Source organism: Polaribacter gochangensis, from assembly GCF_046224025.1.
Taxonomy (GTDB): domain Bacteria; phylum Bacteroidota; class Bacteroidia; order Flavobacteriales; family Flavobacteriaceae; genus Polaribacter; species Polaribacter gochangensis.
This window is the reverse complement of the sequence record NZ_JBJXRF010000001.1, coordinates 50,011-66,703: the sequence shown is the minus strand read 5'-3', so window position 1 is coordinate 66,703 and position 16,693 is coordinate 50,011. Positions and strand designations below refer to the sequence as shown.

The following is a 16,693-nucleotide window of genomic DNA, read 5'->3' as shown; positions in this document are numbered from 1 at the left end:
TAAAAACATAAAAAAAACCGAATCAATTATTGATTCGGTTTTTTTATGAATTGTATTTAATTATCCATTCATGGAAATTAAAAACTCTTGATTGTTTTTAGAAAACTTAATTCGCTCGTTGATAAATTCCATCGCTTCAACAGGGTTCATGTCTGCAAGGTATTTTCTTAATACCCACATTCTTTGAACTGTTTTTTCATCTAGCAATAAATCATCTCTTCTTGTGCTTGACTTAATTAAATCAATAGCAGGATAGATTCTTCTATTAGAAATATTTCTATCTAATTGTAGCTCCATATTACCTGTTCCTTTAAATTCTTCGAAAATTACTTCGTCCATTTTAGAACCAGTTTCTGTTAATGCTGTAGCAATAATAGTTAAAGAACCACCGCCTTCAATTTTTCTTGCTGCACCAAAAAATCTTTTTGGTTTGTGTAAGGCATTTGCATCAATACCACCAGATAATATTTTACCAGAAGCAGGTGCAACGGTATTGTAGGCTCTCGCTAAACGAGTAATCGAATCTAAAAGAATTACAACATCATGCCCACATTCTACTAAACGTTTTGCTTTTTCTAATACAATATTAGCAACACGAACATGTTTGTCTGCTGGTTCATCAAAAGTAGAAGCAACAACTTCTCCACGAACACTTCGCTGCATGTCTGTAACTTCTTCGGGTCTTTCATCAATTAGTAAAACAATTTGATATACTTCTGGATGATTTGCTGCAATTGCATTGGCAACATCCTTTAAAAGCATTGTTTTACCTGTTTTAGGCTGTGCTACAATCATACCACGTTGTCCTTTTCCAATCGGAGAAAATAAATCGATAATTCTTGTTGATAAAGAACTTCCTTTTTCTGCTAAATTGAATTTTTCTTGCGGAAATAACGGAGTTAAATGCTCGAAAGAAACTCGGTCTCTAACAACATTCGGATTTAATCCATTGATTTTTGAGACTCTAATTAAAGGAAAATATTTTTCACCTTCTTTTGGCGGACGTACATTTCCTTTAACGGTGTCTCCGGTTTTTAAACCAAATAGTTTTATTTGAGATTGCGATACATAAATATCATCAGGAGATGATAAATAATTATAATCAGAAGATCGTAAGAAGCCATAACCATCTGGCATCATTTCTAAGACACCTTCACTTTCAATAATACCATCAAATTCAAAATCAGGATCTTTATAGCGTGTATTACTTTTATTTCCTTTAGAAACTTTTTCTCTTGGTTGATTATTGTTTCTGCTTTTGTTCTGATTTGGATTGTTTGATTTTGTTTTCTGATTCGTATGAACAGGTTTTTTATATTCAGTCTTTTCTTCATCAGAAGTTTCTTCAGAGGAAGTTGATTTTTCTACCTTTTTATGAACGTCAGGTTTGTTCTCAACTACTTTTTCTCTTGGTATTGGTTTTGGTCTCGGACTGTTTTCTTCTTTTACAGTCGGAGCTGTTTTTTCTTCAGGTTTTTTATGTACAACCTTTTTTACAACTCTTTTTCTTTTTGGTTTTTCGGCTTTTGGTCTTTCTTGATTAGCAAGATTTGCTGCTTGAGTATCTAAAATTTGATATACAAGATCTAATTTTTTTAATTGACTTGTTTTAGATAATCCAATAGTTTTTGCAATCTCTTGAAGTTCTGTAAGAGTTTTGGCTTTCAGTTCTGTAATTTCGAACATTTTTACATTGTTAAATTAATATAGCGGGATTTTTCTTAATACAATTAAGAATTGTTTGTGTTGAATTTTTTTGATTCAGTTTAGTAAAGCTTTATGCTAATACGAGTGTGTAGTTGAATTATAAGCAAATATATGTAATTATTTTTAACTACAATGTTTCTTTTTAAAAAAAGAAAGTTTTACTTTTGCTAACCAATTCATAAAGATGATTCAAAGAATACAAACAATCTATTTATTAGCTGCCGCAATATTTTCTGGTGGCTTAATTTTTGTATTCAGTTTGTGGACAGAAGCTTCAACAAAAGTTATTTCTGCTCCAGATTTAATGAATGAAACAAGTTTACTTTTAAAGACAATATTTATTGCATACTTGCTTTCGGCTATCTTATCTGTAATTGCTCTCTTTTTATTTAAGAAAAGACAATTACAATTTGTTATAGGACGTATAAATATGTTAATTAACTTTTATTTATTAGGTGTACTTATATATGTGTCACTAACGGTATCTGGAGAAACTTCGGTTTCTGAGAAGGGTATTGGGATGTTTATTCCTGTTATAGTTGTTGTGTTGTTAGCATTGGCTAATAAAGCAATAAAAAAGGATGAAGATCTCGTAAAATCTGTTGACAGATTAAGGTAAACCTAACATCTTAGTATATTTAGTGCGAAAAAACCGAAGTTTTAAACTTCGGTTTTTTAGTTTTATGATTTGGGTGTATGAATAAGTGTTTTTACGCTTTTTGTTATATTACAACTGATAAGAAAAATATGTAAGCAATTAATTTTTGTAAATTAGTGGTTGAAATAAGTATTTTAATACTTAGTCTATAAATATCTATATGTCAGTAGATTATATTCTATTCTCACGGTTTTCCGTGAGGCGTCCAACTCACGGTTTTCCGTGAGTCAACTCACGGTTTTCCGTGAGTTAAAAAAAACCCCATAAATGGGTATTGTATTAATTGTTATTGTAGTTTAAATTTGTAAAGTAATTAATTATGAAAGAAAAAATTAAAGTTCATGTCGCAGATGATCACATGATTCTGATAGAAGGGATTATCGCGATGCTAAATACTGATGAAAATATTGAGGTTGTTGGTTATTCATTAACAGGGAAACAGGTTATTGAATGGTTTAAAACAAATGAAGCAGATATTTTGGTGTTAGACATTAATATGCCTGAGTTAGATGGTATAGAAGTGTTGAAAAAGTTCAATAAAAAGAAAGAACATCAAAAAATAATTATGTTATCTAGTTACGATGATGCTAAATTAGTGAAAGAGTTAACAACTTATGGAGCTGATGGTTTTATTTCGAAAACAAGTGCAGGAGAACATATTTTAAAAGCAATTATATCTGTTTATAAAGGAGATCCTTATTTTAGTGATGATATTAAAGAAGGATTGTTTAACCTAGCATTAGGCTATGATGTAGCAGAAGGAACAAGACCAGATTATGATATAATAAGTAGTTTAACAGAAAGAGAGGTAGAAGTGTTAAAGCTTCTAGTGAAAGAATATAGTACACAAGAAATGGCAAACAAGTTGTTTTTAAGTGTAAATACAGTAGAAACATATAGAAAAAATTTATTAAAAAAATTAAATGTAAAAAATGCAGTGGGCTTAGCAATGTTTGCCGTTAAAAATAAAATTATATAGAATTCTACCCCCAAAATAGAATAATCCCCCAATTAAGAAATCCCCCAAACCTATATAATTGCAATATTGTTATCTCACTCATTTTTTATTTCAACAAATAATTAAATCAATCAAATTAAAATTTATTCCCATGAGAAAACTAAGTGTAGGCTTTTTAGCCATAGTTTTAGCTTTAAGTTTTGCATCTTGTTCAACTAATGAAACAGATTTTGAAATTCCACAAGAGCCCTTATTAAAACAAGTTAAACTTCAAAGAGATGCTTCAGGAGCGTACTTTGTAGATTATGTTGTTGCAAATAACACAATTCCTGATGTCCGTAAAGATGTTACTTCCTTAACAAACGAAGTGCATTTAAATAAAGTAAACCATGATACTAAAGATCAATATAGAAATGATTTTACGTTAGACAATAATACATTACGTGTCGGTTTTTTTGATAATGAAACTGGAAAACAAATGAGGTTTTCTGTTGAAGATGAAAACATTACCTTTGCGAAAGGAATTAGTACTAAGTTCTTAAAAGAATATGGTATAACATCCAATACAGATGGTACTATTCAGCTAGATTTTGAAGTGAATAGCAATGTGAAAACTGAATTTATTTACAACGATGATTTAGCAACTTATGAAGTACATTTGTCTAAGGGAACCAGTTCTGATAGTAAATTTACTAGAACATTAACTGTGCCAGATACAGGAGTGTTAAGGTTAGATTTTGTAAACCATAATTTACTTGGTAAAGGATTAGCAGAAAGTACTAGTACAATCCCAAGAGTTATTATTGTTTATGATGAGTAAAATATTTAATGTTAGAAAATATTGATGAATAAAATTTTTAAAAAAATCTTTTTATTTCACTTAGTTTTTATTTTTCAAATTAATTTAAATGCTAGGTCTTTTACTAAAGGAGAAACTAATTTAAAACTAGCTTCTCCTTTAATTGTATTACAAGAAAAAGATACAACCTACAAAGAGAAATACCTTCTTGTAAATCAATTGTTTTTAAAAGAAGATTATACAGGATCATTAAAGCAAACATTGTCATTACTGAAAGAAATTGAGAATAAAAATGATATAGAATTAGAATATTTAAGTAACTTTTTAATTGGTAATATTTTTGTAAAAAGGAATAATCATGATAAGGCACTAATTTATTTTAAAAAAGCATTAAAACTTATTGAAAACAATGAAAGTTTCAATAATGATAAACTTATCACATATAACATTTTATTGCAAAAAGAAAAATCATTAGCAAGAACATTGCTGAGAATAGGGGGTGAGTACTATAAATTAAATAAAAAAGACAGCGCTGCTATTTACTTTAAGAAAATTATAGATATTTCATCATTAAATGATTTTCCAGATATTAAAGCATCTGGTTATACAAATTTATCAGCCATACAGTTGGAAAAGGTAAATTTTGTTTTGGCAAAAGAATATGCTTTAAAAGCTGTAGAAATTTATAAGTACAACAATAATAAACTCTCAGAAGCTAGTGCTTTAAACAATTTAGCGAACATCTATTTAGTTGAGAAAAACTACGCTAAGGCGAAAGAAATCTATACGAATGCAATTGAGTTAATTAAAAACGATAAAAGTATTGTTGCTATTAAAAATAAAGAAGATTTATATTACAATTTAGCTTACATCCTATATATGCAAAAAGATTATAAGGCATATGAATATTTAGATCAATCTTTTGTTTTTAAAGACACATTGACAGCAAGAGAATTTAAAAGAATTGTTAAAGGTGTTTATGCGGAGTATGAAGAGCAATATAAAGTAGAATTGGTAAAGAATCAGGTAGCTTTAAAAAAAGCTGAGGAGAAAAGGACTGCTTGGCTTTTTGGTATATTAAGTTTTTTTGTAATTGTTAGTTCTGGAGTAATTATTTATAACTATAAATTACGTCAAAAAAATTTAAAACTACATTTAGATCAAACACAATTAGAGCAAGAAAGTAAATTAGAAAAATTAAAATCAGAATCACAAGTACGTATTTTAAACGCAACCTTAGATGGTAAAGAAACGGAGCGAAAACAAATTGCTGAAACGTTGCATGATAGTGTTAGCACATTGTTGTCTTCTGCCAACTTGCATTTACAGGCTAGTAAAATGCAATTTAAAGGGAATGCTCCTATAGAAATAGATAAAACACAAAAAATTATTGTAGAAGCTTCTCAAACTATTCGTGATTTATCACATACGTTAGTCTCTTCAGTTTTACTAAAATTTGGATTAAAATATGCTATCAATGATATGGCAGAAAAATATTCGAACTCAAAAATTGAAATAGAAACAGAGATTAAAAATATTAGACGATATGAACAAAGTTTTGAAATAAAAGCCAATAATATCATTCAAGAATTGGTCAATAATATTTTAAAACACAGTAATGCAAATAAAGCTACTGTGAAAATGTTAGATAAAGACGGAACCTTATTTGTAGATATACAAGATGATGGCGATGGGTTTGATAAAACAGAAATTCCTAAAAAAGATGGTTTAGGAATTAACCAAATTGAAGCTAGAATACAGATGATGAAAGGAAGATTTAGTATAAGATCTAATGCTCAAACTGGAACAAAAATTAAAATTGAATTACCAATTCTAGAAAAAAAAGAAGCTAGCCACGCGTAGCCAATTCAATCACTTCCATATCTTTTATTTCTTTTTTATCAATCGTAAACCGAATCATTGTTCTCACTTTATGAAAACCATGATTTCCTGCAGCGCCAGGATTTAAATGCAATAGATTTAGTTTTTTATCAAACTGCACTTTTAAAATATGAGAATGACCGCAAATAAATAGTTGTGGCGCATTTTGTTGCAGCTCCTCTCTAACTCGTGGATTATATCTACCAGGATATCCACCAATATGAGTCATCCAAACAGTAACATTTTCAACTGTAAACTTGTTGTCTAACGGAAATTCTAATCGCGCATCAGCAGCATCAATATTTCCATAAACAGCACGCAAAGGTTTTAACGACTGTATAGTGTCAGTTACTTGTAAATCGCCAATATCTCCAGCATGCCAAACTTCATCAGCTTGTTTTACAAATTTTAAAATTTGTGTATCCATATAGCTATGAGTGTCCGATAATAGTAGAATCTTTTTCACGTTTTAAAAATGCTTGTAACCAAATAAATTTATGTAGTTTTGATGTTAACAAAAGTACTGTTTTTTGAGATATTTTATAGAACTTTCATACCTAGGTAAAAATTATCACGGTTGGCAAATACAACCTGACGCGAACTCAATTCAAGAAGAGCTTAACAAGGTGGTAAGCACAGTTTTACAAGAAGAAGTTAGTGTTGTTGGAGCCGGTAGAACAGATACAGGAGTTCATGCCTCACAGATGTTTGCACATTTTGATTCTGCAATTGAATTGGATAAAAATATTGTTTTTAAACTAAATTCGATGTTGCCAGAAGATATTGTTGTGCATCGTGTAGTAAAAGTTGCTGATGAAAAACATGCAAGATTTGATGCGCTTACCAGAAGTTATGAATATAGAATTTGGTTGGGTAGAAATCCGTTTTTATTAGAAACTACGTGGCAATTATTTCATCAAAAGTTAGATGTAAATGCCATGAATGAAGCTGCTGAAATCTTGTTAGAACACGAAAATTTTCAAGCATTTTCTAAGGTAAAAACAGAAGTAAAAACGTTTAATTGTAAGGTTACAAAAGCAGTTTGGACTCAAGAAGACAATCAATTGATATTTCATATAACGGCAAATCGTTTTTTAAGAAACATGGTTAGAGCAATTGTTGGGACCTTGGTTGATGTAGGAAAAAACAAAATTGATAAAGAAGATTTTAGATCTATTATTTTAAGTAAAAATAGAGCAAACGCAGGATTATCTGTTCCGGCAAAAGGCTTGTTTTTAACAGAAATCAAATATTAATTATGAGTAAGAAAGAGTCGGGAAAAGCATTTGACGCAAAAATATTTATGAGAATTCTAAGCTTTGCAAAAAGTTATAGAACTCATTTTATAATTGCAACTGTTGCCGTAATTGCAACAGCATTTTTATCTGCTTACAGACCGTATTTACTTAAAGAAGCAGTAAAAGATTTTACGACAAATAAAAATGAAGATACTTTACTGTATTTTACATTATTAATGCTTGTTGTCTTAATCGCAGAAGTGCTTTTACAAGTGTTGTTTATCTATTTTGCCAATTGGATTGGGCAACATATTATTAGAGATATGCGCGCCAAAATATTTAGACATATTTTACAATTTAGAATGGCGTATTTCGACACAACTTCTGTCGGTAGGTTGGTAACAAGAGTTGTTTCTGATATCGAAACCATTGCTAGTTCTTTTAGTCAAGGTTTGTTTATGATTATTAGTGATATTCTAAAGATGTTAGTAGTTATTGTTGCGATGCTTTTTATGAATTGGCAATTGGCATTAATCGCATTAGCGGTGTTGCCAATCTTAATTTACGCTACAAAAATATTCCAAATTGCTATAAAATCTACTTTTCAAGAAGTGAGAACTCAGGTTGCAAATCTAAACGGATTTGTACAAGAAAGAGTTACTGGAATGAACATTGTTCAGTTATTTAGTAGAGAAAAAATAGAGTACAAAAAGTTTATGGACATCAACGATAAACATAAAAAAGCACATATTAAAGCGGTTTGGTATTATTCTATTTTCTTTCCTGTTGCAGAAGTTTTATCATCAATTGCCATCGGATTATTAGTTTGGTACGGCGGTTTGCAATCGGTAAATAATGTGGATGTTGAGCCTGGAGAAATCATGAGTTTTATTATGATGACACAAATGTTGTTTAGGCCTTTACGTCAAATTGCAGATAAATTTAACACATTACAAATGGGAATTGTTTCTGGTGAACGTGTTTTTGGGGTATTAGATACACAAAGTAGTATTGATAAAAACGGAACTGTTTTCGCAGAAAATTTACAAGGAAAAATCGATTTTAAAGATGTTCGTTTTAGTTATATAAAAGACGAAGAAGTTTTAAAAGGAATTTCTTTACAAGTAGAAAAAGGGCAAACGGTTGCAATTGTTGGATCAACTGGAGCAGGAAAATCAACTATTATCAACTTAATAAATCGTTTTTACGAAATCAATTCAGGAGAAATTTGTGTTGATGGCGTTTCAGTAAAAGACTATGAAATTAATTCTTTGAGAAATCAAATTGCAATTGTGTTGCAAGATGTCTTTTTGTTTTCAGACTCCATTTTAAACAACATCACTTTAAAAAATGAAAACATCACTTTTGAAGAGGTTGAAGAAGCTGCAAAACAAATTGGAATTCACGATTTTATTATGACGTTACCTGGCGGATATGATTACAACGTAAAAGAAAGAGGCGCAATGTTATCTTCTGGTCAACGACAATTAATTGCGTTTTTAAGAGCCTATGTAAGCAAACCAAGCATTTTAATTTTAGACGAAGCAACTTCATCTGTAGATTCTAATGCAGAACAAATGATTCAATATGCAACAGATACCATTACAAAAGGAAGAACATCTATTGTAATTGCACACAGATTGGCAACCATAAAAATGGCGGATAAAATTATTGTAATGGATAAAGGATTGATTGTAGAAGAAGGAACTCACCAAGAATTGTTAGAAAAACCAGATGGATATTATAAAAACCTGTACGACAAACAATTTAGTAGTGTAGAAGCGGTTTAGTTTAAATCGTCTTTTATTTTTTCTATCAATTCGCTGTAATCAGAATACAAATCAAAAGTGCCATCTTTTATATAAGAAATTTCTCCAGTTTCTTCTGAAACCAATAAACACAAAGCATCCGTTTTTTCTGTAACACCAATTGCTGCTTTATGACGTAAGCCAAAACGAGCAGGAATTTTTTCATTAGATAAAGGTAAAACCACGCGAGTTGCCACAATAAAATTATCTCTAATTACAGTTGCTCCATCGTGTAATGGACTGTTTTTATAAAAAATACTTTCTATAATGGCTTCGTTTACAGCAGCATTCATTTTATCTCCGTTATTTGCTAAAAAATCTAAGTTGTTTGTACGTTCGATAACAATTAAAGCACCTGTCTTTGTTTTTGATAATTTGATGCACGAATTTACAATTGTATCTACATCCGTTTCAGATTCAATTTCTGATTTTAAGAATTTTAATTGTTTTAAAAAACTTCTTTTTGATGAGAAATTCGTCGTTCCTATCATTAATAAAAACTTTCTAATTTCTTGTTGAAACACAATGATTAATGCAATAACTCCACCACTTAATAAATAGCCTAAAATTCCACTCAACATTTCCATTTTTAAGGCTTGTGTTATTTTCCAAATTAAGAAAATAAGTGCAATTCCAATAAAAATATTAATAGCAACAGTACCTTTTAAAAGTTTGTAGATGTAGTACAATAATGCAGCAACTAGAAGAATATCTAGAATGTCTAAAATAGAAAAATCAATAAAGTCTAACATTAGTTTTTTGTTGCTTTAACTGTAAAAATAGGAATAATTATGCAACATTCTAAAGATTCAATTTTTTCTTTTAAAGAAACTGTCATTCCGAATGCTACTGAAATCAAAATGTATTTTGATTGAAAGCATCTAGCGAAGCTAACGAAGTGGAATCTTGCAAATTGTCCTTGTCATTTTGAGTGAAATGAAATGGAATCGAAAAACCTCATAAAAGTAGTACTGAGTTTTGTGAGATTTCTCAATCGCTTAAAAAACCTCATTTCGAAATGACATTCGTTTTGTTATTCAGAGCCTAACTGTCATTAAAGTAGTGTGGATTTTTTTTAATTTTGTTGTAGTTGCGCAACAATTTTAATTGCTTCGATTGCTTCTTTTACATCGTGAACTCTAAGAATGTTTGCGCCATTTAATAAAGCAATTGTATTTGCAGAAGTAGTTGCGTTTAATGCCAATTGAGGTGTGATTTCTAGCGGTTTGTATAACATCGATTTTCTAGAAATTCCAACTAAAATTGGCGCGTCTAAGTTTTTAAAAAGTGCTAAATTCTTCAATAATTCGTAATTGTGCTCGATGGTTTTGCCAAAACCAAAACCAACATCAATAAGTACATCGTTTACTTTTAATTGATGCAATTTAAAAAGCTGCTCCGCAAAAAATGAAATTACTTCTTTCGTTACATCTTCATATGTTGGATTTTTTTGCATGTTTTGTGGCGTGCCGAGCATGTGCATTATAATGTACGGAACTTGTAAATCAGCAACAGTTTTAAACATATTCTCATCCATTTTTCCACCAGAAATATCGTTGATCATTGCTGCGCCAGCTTCAACTGTTTTTTTAGCGACGTTACTTCTAAAAGTATCCACAGAAATAATAATTTCAGGAAAATGATGCACTAATAATTTTATAATTGGTACAATTCGTTGCAATTCTTCTTCTTCAGAAATATGTATTGCACCAGGTCTTGAAGAATAGGCGCCAACATCTATAAATGTTGCACCTTCAGAAAGCATTTTTTCTACTTTCTGTAAAATGTCAGATTCGTTTTTATACGATCCGCCATCAAAGAAAGAATCTGGCGTAATATTTAAAATTCCCATCACTTTTGGAGAGGAAATATCAATCAGTTTGTGGTTACAATTTATAGTCATTTTAGTGAACTACTTTATTAATTACGTGCGTTTTTTCTGGAGCTTTATAGGCGTACATTTTTGCTAACAAACCATCAACAGTTGTATCTACCAATAACAATTCTCGGTTTTGTGGTTTTAAATATCCTTCTTTAACCATCACATCTAATTGTTGTAATGTGTGATCAAAAAAACTATTTACATTTAAAATACCGATTGGTTTTTGCTCGATGTGTAATTGCCCTAAAGTCAATGCTTCAAACAATTCATCCAAAGTTCCAAATCCGCCAGGCAACGTAATATATCCATCAACCAATTTGCTCATAATTACTTTGCGTTCGCTCATTTTTTTGGTGATGATCAGCTCAGTAACTTCCCTGTGAACCACTTCTTCTTTTTCTAGTAATTTTGGAATCACACCAATAACATTTCCTTTTTCAGCAAGAATTGTATCTGCAATAATTCCCATCATTCCAATTTTTCCGCCGCCATAAACCATTGCAATATTGTTTTTTACAAATGCTTTTCCTAATTCAATGGCTGCTTCTTTATAAACTGTATTAAACCCACTACTAGAACCGCAAAAAACAACTATTTTTTTCATCAAAGAGATTTGTAAAATTCATCGTAAAAATAAACGAAAAGGAGGTAAGATTTACTATTTTTACGGAGATATCAGAAAAATAATTAAATGAAAAGCAATCTAAGATTGTTTTTACAGAAATACTTTATTTAAGATTTATGCAGAATACGTCGAAACAATACAATGCAGTTGTAGAAGAATGTAGAAGTTTGTTCATTAAAAAAATGAGCGATTATGGTAGCGCATGGCGAATTTTACGTTTACCATCGTTAACAGATCAGATTTTTATAAAAGCGCAACGAATTCGTCAATTGCAAGAAAATGCTGTCAGAAAAGTTGATGAAGGTGAGCGAGGTGAGTTTATCGGAATTATTAATTATTGTGTAATGGCGTTGATTCAAATTGAATTAGGAGTTGTTGAAAATCCAGATGTATCTACAGATGAAGCAACAGAATTGTACGACAAACACATTGCGATTACCAAAGAATTGATGGAAAATAAAAACCACGATTATGGTGAAGCTTGGCGAGATATGCGAATTTCTAGTTTAACAGATTTGATTTTACAAAAACTATTACGAGTTAAAACAATTGAAAATAATAAAGGAAAAACATTGGTTTCTGAAGGAATTGATGCCAATTATCAAGACATGATTAATTATGCTGTTTTTGCGATGATTCATATGGGGAAATAAGTTGCAAAGTTTTAGAGCTGCAAAGGTTCAAAGTGGCAAAGTTGCAGAGTGAAAAAGTTTTGTCATTGCGAGGAACGAAGCAATTTTTATAAGAAGTAAAAGAATAAATTAAATAAAAAATGAAACTACTAGTACACATTTCAAGAATCTTTGTCGGAGCGATGTTTGTTTTTTCTGGCTTTGTAAAATTGGTAGATCCAATAGGTTCTCAATACAAATTCGAAGAATATTTTAGTCAAAGTGTGTTGGATATGGAATATTTAATTCCGTATGCATTGGCATTTTCTATCATCTTAATTCTAGCAGAAATTATGCTGGGAATTATACTGTTATTAGGTTGTAGAGCAAAAATAACCTTATGGAGTTTACTTGTTTTATCAACCATATTCTTATTCTTAACTTGGTATTCGGCATATTATAACAAAGTAACAGATTGCGGTTGTTTTGGTGATGCAATTACATTAACACCTTGGGAAACGTTCTACAAAAACATCCTTCTAATCGCATTAATTCTCTTAATGATTTTTAGACTAAAAGACATCAAACCTATCTTTTCTGTAAAGGTTTCACAAGTACTTACCATTTTGTCGTTGGTTTCGTTTTTATACATCACGTATCACGTGTTGGTACATTTGCCAATTATCGATTTTAGAGCGTATGCAGTTGGAAATAACATTCAAGAAGGAATGAAATACAAAGATGATGGCGAACTTCCTAAAATTCATGATTTTTATTTAGAAGATGCACAAGCAGATTTAGCGCCAGAAATTTTAGAAGAAGAAAAAGTGTTGTTAATTATTGTTCATACGTTGGAGAAAGCTGATACCAACGGATTTAAAACCATCAAAGAAATAGCAGACAAAGCCATTGCGAAAGGATATTCGGTTTACGGAGCATCCGCATCGTTTACAGACGAGTTGTTATTAGCAAAAGAAAAATACGAATTGCCTTTTGATTTTCTGTTTTGTGACGGAATCACATTAAAAACAATGGTAAGAGCAAATCCAGGAATTATGATGTTGCAAAAAGGAACCATCATGGGAAAATGGAATTGGTCTGATGCTGATGAAATAATCTTAAAATAAGATGAAACAATTACTACTTGTTTTTATTGGTGGCGGATTTGGAAGCGCATTGCGTTTTTTGTTTGGAAAATTCCTAAACAATTCTGAAACTGGAATTCCGTACGGAACATTTTTAGCCAATATTATCGGTAGTTTATTCATCGGAATTATTTTAGGCTACGCAGCAAAAAGTGATGCATTAACAGAAAATCACACCTTGTTGTTAGCAACAGGATTTTGTGGTGGTTTTACAACCTTTTCAACCTTTGCTTATGAAAATCATGTGTTTTTAAAATCTGGAGATTTTACAAGCTTTGCTTTTTACACAATCGCCAGTTTTGTAGTCGGATTTTTAGCTGTTTTTGCAGGGATTTATATTGTAAAATAGATAGTGTCTCGATACAAATTAGAGTTTAAATGTCATTTCGACAGAGAGAAGAATGAACGACGAGAAATCTCATTAGTTGAGTTCGTCAAATAATAAATAGAAAATGAACGAAGTAGTACAGTATAAAAGTGAAGAAAAGTATGCAATAATTACCATTGTAAACGGAAAAGCAAATGCTATTTCTCATGAAGTAATAGAAGGTTTAAATGCTAGTTTAGACAAAGCTCTAGAAGAAAATAAAATTGTTATTCTAACTGGTCAATCAGGAATTTTTTCTGCTGGATTCGATTTAAAAGTAATGACAAAATCACCTGAATCTGCAAAAGAATTGGTTACAAAAGGATCGCGATTGTCATTGCGAATGTTATCTTTTCCAAAACCAATTATTGTTGCTTGTTCTGGTCATGCAATTGCAAAAGGCGGATTTTTATTATTGTCTGCAGATTATAGAATTGGAGTAGAAGGCGATTTTAAAATCGGCTTAAACGAAGTGATGATTGGTATGACAATGCATCACGCCGGAATTGCGATTGCCAAAGCTAGACTAGCGCCAATTTTTCTAGATAGAAGTGTTAATAATTCTGAAATATACAACCCTAAAGATGCCATAAAAGCTGGATTTTTAGATCTAATTGTTCCAGAGAATCAATTATTGCCAACGGCAATTAACGTTGCTAAAATGTTCTGTCAATTAAATGAAAAAGCACATGCAGCAACAAAAATAAAAGTGAGAAAACCACATTTAGAAGCTATTGAAAAAGCAATTGAATTAGATTTACAAGAAGAAATTTCTATCAATCCTTGATGCTTTTGTCATTGCGAATGAAATGAAACAATCTCTTAAAAGATTTCTCGATTCCGCTCAAAATAACAGAAACTACTCTTTTTTATAGTTTTTAGCTCCTGCTAAAATTGCTACTGTTAACGTATTTTCTTCTGGTGTTAACGGACAAGAAAAGGTTTCGTTGTACGCACAATACGGATTGTAAGCTTTGTTAAAATCTAGTATAATTGTTCCATCTGGATTTTCATCCGTCGTTAAAACATCCAAATACCGTCCGCCGCCATAAGATTCTTTTCCGCTTGTTTTATCGGTAAAAGGCATAAATAAATAATCAATGTATTGTGGGTCTCTATCTAAATCTTTATTCTGATAAATCGGGATTTTCTGTTCTATTCCGTCTAGCGTAAAAGTTACTGTTCCGTATTTTATATACAAAGGTTTTCTATCTGTAGTTGTAGTCATTTCAAAAATCGGAGCATCCACTGTTTTTTCTAATTTTGCAACAACTCTGTATTTTTTATCAATCGGATAAAAATCTAACTTTTTAAAGGTTTTTAAATCCTCTTTTGTCAACGGAGATTTACTATCATCATGAAATTTTAAATTCTCTTCGTATCGATAATCTTCCATTTTTTTAAGATAATTATCTTTTGGTGTTTCATTACAAGAAATAAGAATGCATAAAAGGAAAAGGGAAATAAGCTTATTCATAAAAGAAATAATTTAAAAAATAAAAATACAATTTTTACAATTATTTATGTAGTTTTGAAACATCAAATAAAATTAAAATGAGAATTGTCAATACATTTACGTATAAGAAGTCGATTAAAAATCGAAAAAGTCGAACGTCAATTGTATTGTAATGATATCAACATAAATTATTACTATCATAATGAGTCCGACTTCACCGTCGGACTTTTTATTTTTATACACATCAACAACCAAAAAAATGAAAAAATTATACTTTAATTACCTCGATACTTTTAGAGGACTCTCTAAAGAGGTTTGGTGGTTAGCGTTGATTACGTTAATCAACAGAGCCGGAACAATGGTAATTCCGTTTTTGTCTTTGTATTTGACAAAAAGCTTAGAATTTACTTTGGCTGATGTTGGTTGGATTATGTCTTTCTTCGGGTTAGGTTCTGTGGTTGGTTCTTGGATTGGCGGAAAATTAACGGATAAATTTGGGTATTATAAAGTGATGTTTTTTAGTTTGATAGGAACTGGAATTGCATTTGTTGCCATGCAGTTTGTTACCACCTTTGTTGGTTTTTGTTCAGGTATTTTTGGATTGATGATAATTGCAGATTCTTTTAGACCCGCAATGTTTGTTGCGTTGAGTTCGTATAGCAAACTAGAAAATAAAACGCGTTCTGTTACTTTAATTCGTTTGGCAATTAATTTAGGTTTTTCTGCGGGACCTGCAATTGGAGGTTTAATTATTGCATCTATTGGATATTCTGGATTGTTTTGGATTGATGGTATTACATGTTTTTTAGCAGGAATTTTATTGCTACAAGTTTTAAATCCGAAAAAATCAAAAGTATTGGATGAATCAAAAGCAGAAAATCCAATTTCTGCGTATTCTGATAAAGCATTTTGGATTTTTCTAATCGGAATGATGTTGTTTGGCGCTGTGTTTTTACAATATTTTTCTACGATGCCTTTGTATTACAGTGAAATTCATTTTTTATCAGAACAAGAAATTGGTTTGCTTTTAGGTATGAACGGTTTTGTCATCTTTGTTTTAGAAATGCCATTGATAAAATGGTTAGAAAATTCAAAATTCACAAAAGTAGGATTGATGTTGTTTGGCGGAATATTAACTGCTATAAGTTTTGTTGTATTGCTAATTTCTACTTGGACTGGAGTTTTAATTATCGGAATGTTTTTAATGACCATCGGAGAAATGATTGCTTTTCCGTTTTCAAACGCATTTGCAATGGAGCGTGCTAAAAAAGGAAAGCAAGGAGAATATATGGCCTTGTATAGCATTGCGTTTTCTTTTGCACATATTTTTAGTCATAATTCTGGAATGCATTTAGTAAGTGCAGTTGGCTTTGACACAACTTGGGTTATTGTAACAGGAGTTGCCGCACTTGCCGTATTCTTTATGTTTCTATTAACACGAATGTTAAAAAAAGAAGAAATTATGGAATAAAAAAAAGCACTGATTTTTCAGTGCTTTTTTTATAGAATTTTTTAAGTTAATAATCTATTGTGCATTTTGACTATAAGTTTTATCAAA

Annotated in this window: 17 protein-coding genes; 11 read left to right on the top strand and 6 right to left on the bottom strand. The window is 30.7% G+C overall.

Annotation, left to right across the window (positions count from 1 at the left end):
* Window positions 1-60 precede the first annotated feature (60 nt).
* The gene (rho, locus tag ACEWL1_RS00325) at window positions 61-1,686 is read right to left on the bottom strand and encodes a transcription termination factor Rho (protein WP_409231298.1); all 1,626 of its coding nucleotides are present in this window, start codon (window positions 1,684-1,686) and stop codon (window positions 61-63) included.
* A gap of 205 nt (window positions 1,687-1,891) precedes the next feature.
* Between rho and ACEWL1_RS00320 the strand changes: the two genes are divergently transcribed.
* The 4 genes from ACEWL1_RS00320 to ACEWL1_RS00305 all read left to right on the top strand — a co-directional run bounded on the left by ACEWL1_RS00320 (window position 1,892) and on the right by ACEWL1_RS00305 (window position 5,985).
* Window positions 1,892-2,326 carry a DUF4293 domain-containing protein gene (locus ACEWL1_RS00320; protein WP_409231297.1) on the top strand — a complete coding sequence of 145 codons (435 nt, stop codon included), beginning with the start codon at window positions 1,892-1,894 and terminating at the stop codon, window positions 2,324-2,326.
* Window positions 2,327-2,684: 358 nt separating this feature from the next.
* Window positions 2,685-3,344 (top strand): response regulator, encoded by a 660-nt coding sequence (locus tag ACEWL1_RS00315; protein WP_409231296.1) that lies wholly within the window; start codon window positions 2,685-2,687, stop codon window positions 3,342-3,344.
* Window positions 3,345-3,474: 130 nt separating this feature from the next.
* Window positions 3,475-4,143 carry a hypothetical protein gene (locus ACEWL1_RS00310; protein ID WP_409231295.1) on the top strand — a complete coding sequence of 223 codons (669 nt, stop codon included), beginning with the start codon at window positions 3,475-3,477 and terminating at the stop codon, window positions 4,141-4,143.
* 24 nt (window positions 4,144-4,167) lie between these two features.
* The gene (locus ACEWL1_RS00305) at window positions 4,168-5,985 is read left to right on the top strand and encodes a tetratricopeptide repeat-containing sensor histidine kinase (RefSeq protein ID WP_409231294.1); all 1,818 of its coding nucleotides are present in this window, start codon (window positions 4,168-4,170) and stop codon (window positions 5,983-5,985) included.
* On the opposite strand, the gene ACEWL1_RS00300 is transcribed toward ACEWL1_RS00305, so the two are convergent.
* On the bottom strand, window positions 5,972-6,469 hold the full coding sequence (locus ACEWL1_RS00300) for a metallophosphoesterase family protein (protein WP_409231293.1): 498 nt from the start codon (window positions 6,467-6,469) through the stop codon (window positions 5,972-5,974). The genes ACEWL1_RS00305 and ACEWL1_RS00300 overlap by 14 nt on opposite strands.
* A gap of 64 nt (window positions 6,470-6,533) precedes the next feature.
* On the opposite strand from ACEWL1_RS00300, the gene truA reads away from it, so the two are divergent.
* Window positions 6,534-7,259, top strand: a complete 726-nt coding sequence (gene truA, locus ACEWL1_RS00295; RefSeq protein WP_409231292.1) for a tRNA pseudouridine(38-40) synthase TruA — start codon at window positions 6,534-6,536, stop codon at window positions 7,257-7,259.
* A gap of 2 nt (window positions 7,260-7,261) precedes the next feature.
* Window positions 7,262-9,031 carry an ABC transporter ATP-binding protein gene (locus tag ACEWL1_RS00290; protein WP_409231291.1) on the top strand — a complete coding sequence of 590 codons (1,770 nt, stop codon included), beginning with the start codon at window positions 7,262-7,264 and terminating at the stop codon, window positions 9,029-9,031.
* Here ACEWL1_RS00290 and cdaA read toward each other — a convergent pair.
* The 3 genes from cdaA to ACEWL1_RS00275 all read right to left on the bottom strand — a co-directional run bounded on the left by cdaA (window position 9,028) and on the right by ACEWL1_RS00275 (window position 11,535).
* Window positions 9,028-9,801 (bottom strand): diadenylate cyclase CdaA, encoded by a 774-nt coding sequence (gene cdaA / locus ACEWL1_RS00285; RefSeq protein ID WP_409231290.1) that lies wholly within the window; start codon window positions 9,799-9,801, stop codon window positions 9,028-9,030. The two genes, ACEWL1_RS00290 and cdaA, sit on opposite strands and share 4 nt — an antisense overlap.
* 323 nt (window positions 9,802-10,124) lie before the next feature.
* The gene (gene folP / locus ACEWL1_RS00280) at window positions 10,125-10,952 is read right to left on the bottom strand and encodes a dihydropteroate synthase (protein WP_409231289.1); all 828 of its coding nucleotides are present in this window, start codon (window positions 10,950-10,952) and stop codon (window positions 10,125-10,127) included.
* A gap of 1 nt (window position 10,953) precedes the next feature.
* Window positions 10,954-11,535 (bottom strand): LOG family protein, encoded by a 582-nt coding sequence (locus ACEWL1_RS00275; protein WP_409231288.1) that lies wholly within the window; start codon window positions 11,533-11,535, stop codon window positions 10,954-10,956.
* A gap of 137 nt (window positions 11,536-11,672) precedes the next feature.
* On the opposite strand from ACEWL1_RS00275, the gene ACEWL1_RS00270 reads away from it, so the two are divergent.
* The 4 genes from ACEWL1_RS00270 (at window position 11,673) to ACEWL1_RS00255 (ending at window position 14,466) form a co-directional block, all read left to right on the top strand.
* A complete protein-coding gene (locus ACEWL1_RS00270; RefSeq protein WP_409231287.1) occupies window positions 11,673-12,209 on the top strand; it encodes a DUF1599 domain-containing protein in 537 nt (178 codons plus the stop codon).
* Between the two features lie 119 nt (window positions 12,210-12,328).
* Window positions 12,329-13,294 (top strand): BT_3928 family protein, encoded by a 966-nt coding sequence (locus ACEWL1_RS00265; RefSeq protein WP_409231286.1) that lies wholly within the window; start codon window positions 12,329-12,331, stop codon window positions 13,292-13,294.
* Between the two features lies 1 nt (window position 13,295).
* A complete protein-coding gene (gene crcB / locus ACEWL1_RS00260; RefSeq protein ID WP_347175154.1) occupies window positions 13,296-13,661 on the top strand; it encodes a fluoride efflux transporter CrcB in 366 nt (121 codons plus the stop codon).
* A 103-nt stretch (window positions 13,662-13,764) separates the two neighbouring features.
* On the top strand, window positions 13,765-14,466 hold the full coding sequence (locus ACEWL1_RS00255) for a crotonase/enoyl-CoA hydratase family protein (RefSeq protein WP_409231285.1): 702 nt from the start codon (window positions 13,765-13,767) through the stop codon (window positions 14,464-14,466).
* Between the two features lie 72 nt (window positions 14,467-14,538).
* Here ACEWL1_RS00255 and ACEWL1_RS00250 read toward each other — a convergent pair whose 3' ends face one another.
* On the bottom strand, window positions 14,539-15,156 hold the full coding sequence (locus tag ACEWL1_RS00250; protein WP_409231284.1) for a DUF1684 domain-containing protein: 618 nt from the start codon (window positions 15,154-15,156) through the stop codon (window positions 14,539-14,541).
* Window positions 15,157-15,394: 238 nt separating this feature from the next.
* Between ACEWL1_RS00250 and ACEWL1_RS00245 the strand changes: the two genes are divergently transcribed.
* Window positions 15,395-16,606: an MDR family MFS transporter gene (locus ACEWL1_RS00245; protein ID WP_409231283.1), complete on the top strand. Its 1,212-nt coding sequence runs from the start codon at window positions 15,395-15,397 to the stop codon at window positions 16,604-16,606.
* Window positions 16,607-16,693: the final 87 nt, after the last annotated feature.

Bases quoted from the DNA above. Each gene is read 5' to 3' on its own strand.
- rho (WP_409231298.1), bottom strand. From the start codon at position 1,686: ATGTTCGAAATTACAGAACTGAAAGCCAAAACTCTTACAGAACTTCAA.
- ACEWL1_RS00320 (WP_409231297.1), top strand. From the start codon at position 1,892: ATGATTCAAAGAATACAAACAATCTATTTATTAGCTGCCGCAATATTT.
- ACEWL1_RS00315 (WP_409231296.1), top strand. From the start codon at position 2,685: ATGAAAGAAAAAATTAAAGTTCATGTCGCAGATGATCACATGATTCTG.
- ACEWL1_RS00310 (WP_409231295.1), top strand. From the start codon at position 3,475: ATGAGAAAACTAAGTGTAGGCTTTTTAGCCATAGTTTTAGCTTTAAGT.
- ACEWL1_RS00305 (WP_409231294.1), top strand. From the start codon at position 4,168: ATGAATAAAATTTTTAAAAAAATCTTTTTATTTCACTTAGTTTTTATT.
- ACEWL1_RS00290 (WP_409231291.1), top strand. From the start codon at position 7,262: ATGAGTAAGAAAGAGTCGGGAAAAGCATTTGACGCAAAAATATTTATG.
- cdaA (WP_409231290.1), bottom strand. From the start codon at position 9,801: ATGTTAGACTTTATTGATTTTTCTATTTTAGACATTCTAGATATTCTT.
- folP (WP_409231289.1), bottom strand. From the start codon at position 10,952: ATGACTATAAATTGTAACCACAAACTGATTGATATTTCCTCTCCAAAA.
- ACEWL1_RS00275 (WP_409231288.1), bottom strand. From the start codon at position 11,535: ATGAAAAAAATAGTTGTTTTTTGCGGTTCTAGTAGTGGGTTTAATACA.
- ACEWL1_RS00270 (WP_409231287.1), top strand. From the start codon at position 11,673: ATGCAGAATACGTCGAAACAATACAATGCAGTTGTAGAAGAATGTAGA.
- ACEWL1_RS00265 (WP_409231286.1), top strand. From the start codon at position 12,329: ATGAAACTACTAGTACACATTTCAAGAATCTTTGTCGGAGCGATGTTT.
- crcB (WP_347175154.1), top strand. From the start codon at position 13,296: ATGAAACAATTACTACTTGTTTTTATTGGTGGCGGATTTGGAAGCGCA.
- ACEWL1_RS00255 (WP_409231285.1), top strand. From the start codon at position 13,765: ATGAACGAAGTAGTACAGTATAAAAGTGAAGAAAAGTATGCAATAATT.
- ACEWL1_RS00250 (WP_409231284.1), bottom strand. From the start codon at position 15,156: ATGAATAAGCTTATTTCCCTTTTCCTTTTATGCATTCTTATTTCTTGT.
- ACEWL1_RS00245 (WP_409231283.1), top strand. From the start codon at position 15,395: ATGAAAAAATTATACTTTAATTACCTCGATACTTTTAGAGGACTCTCT.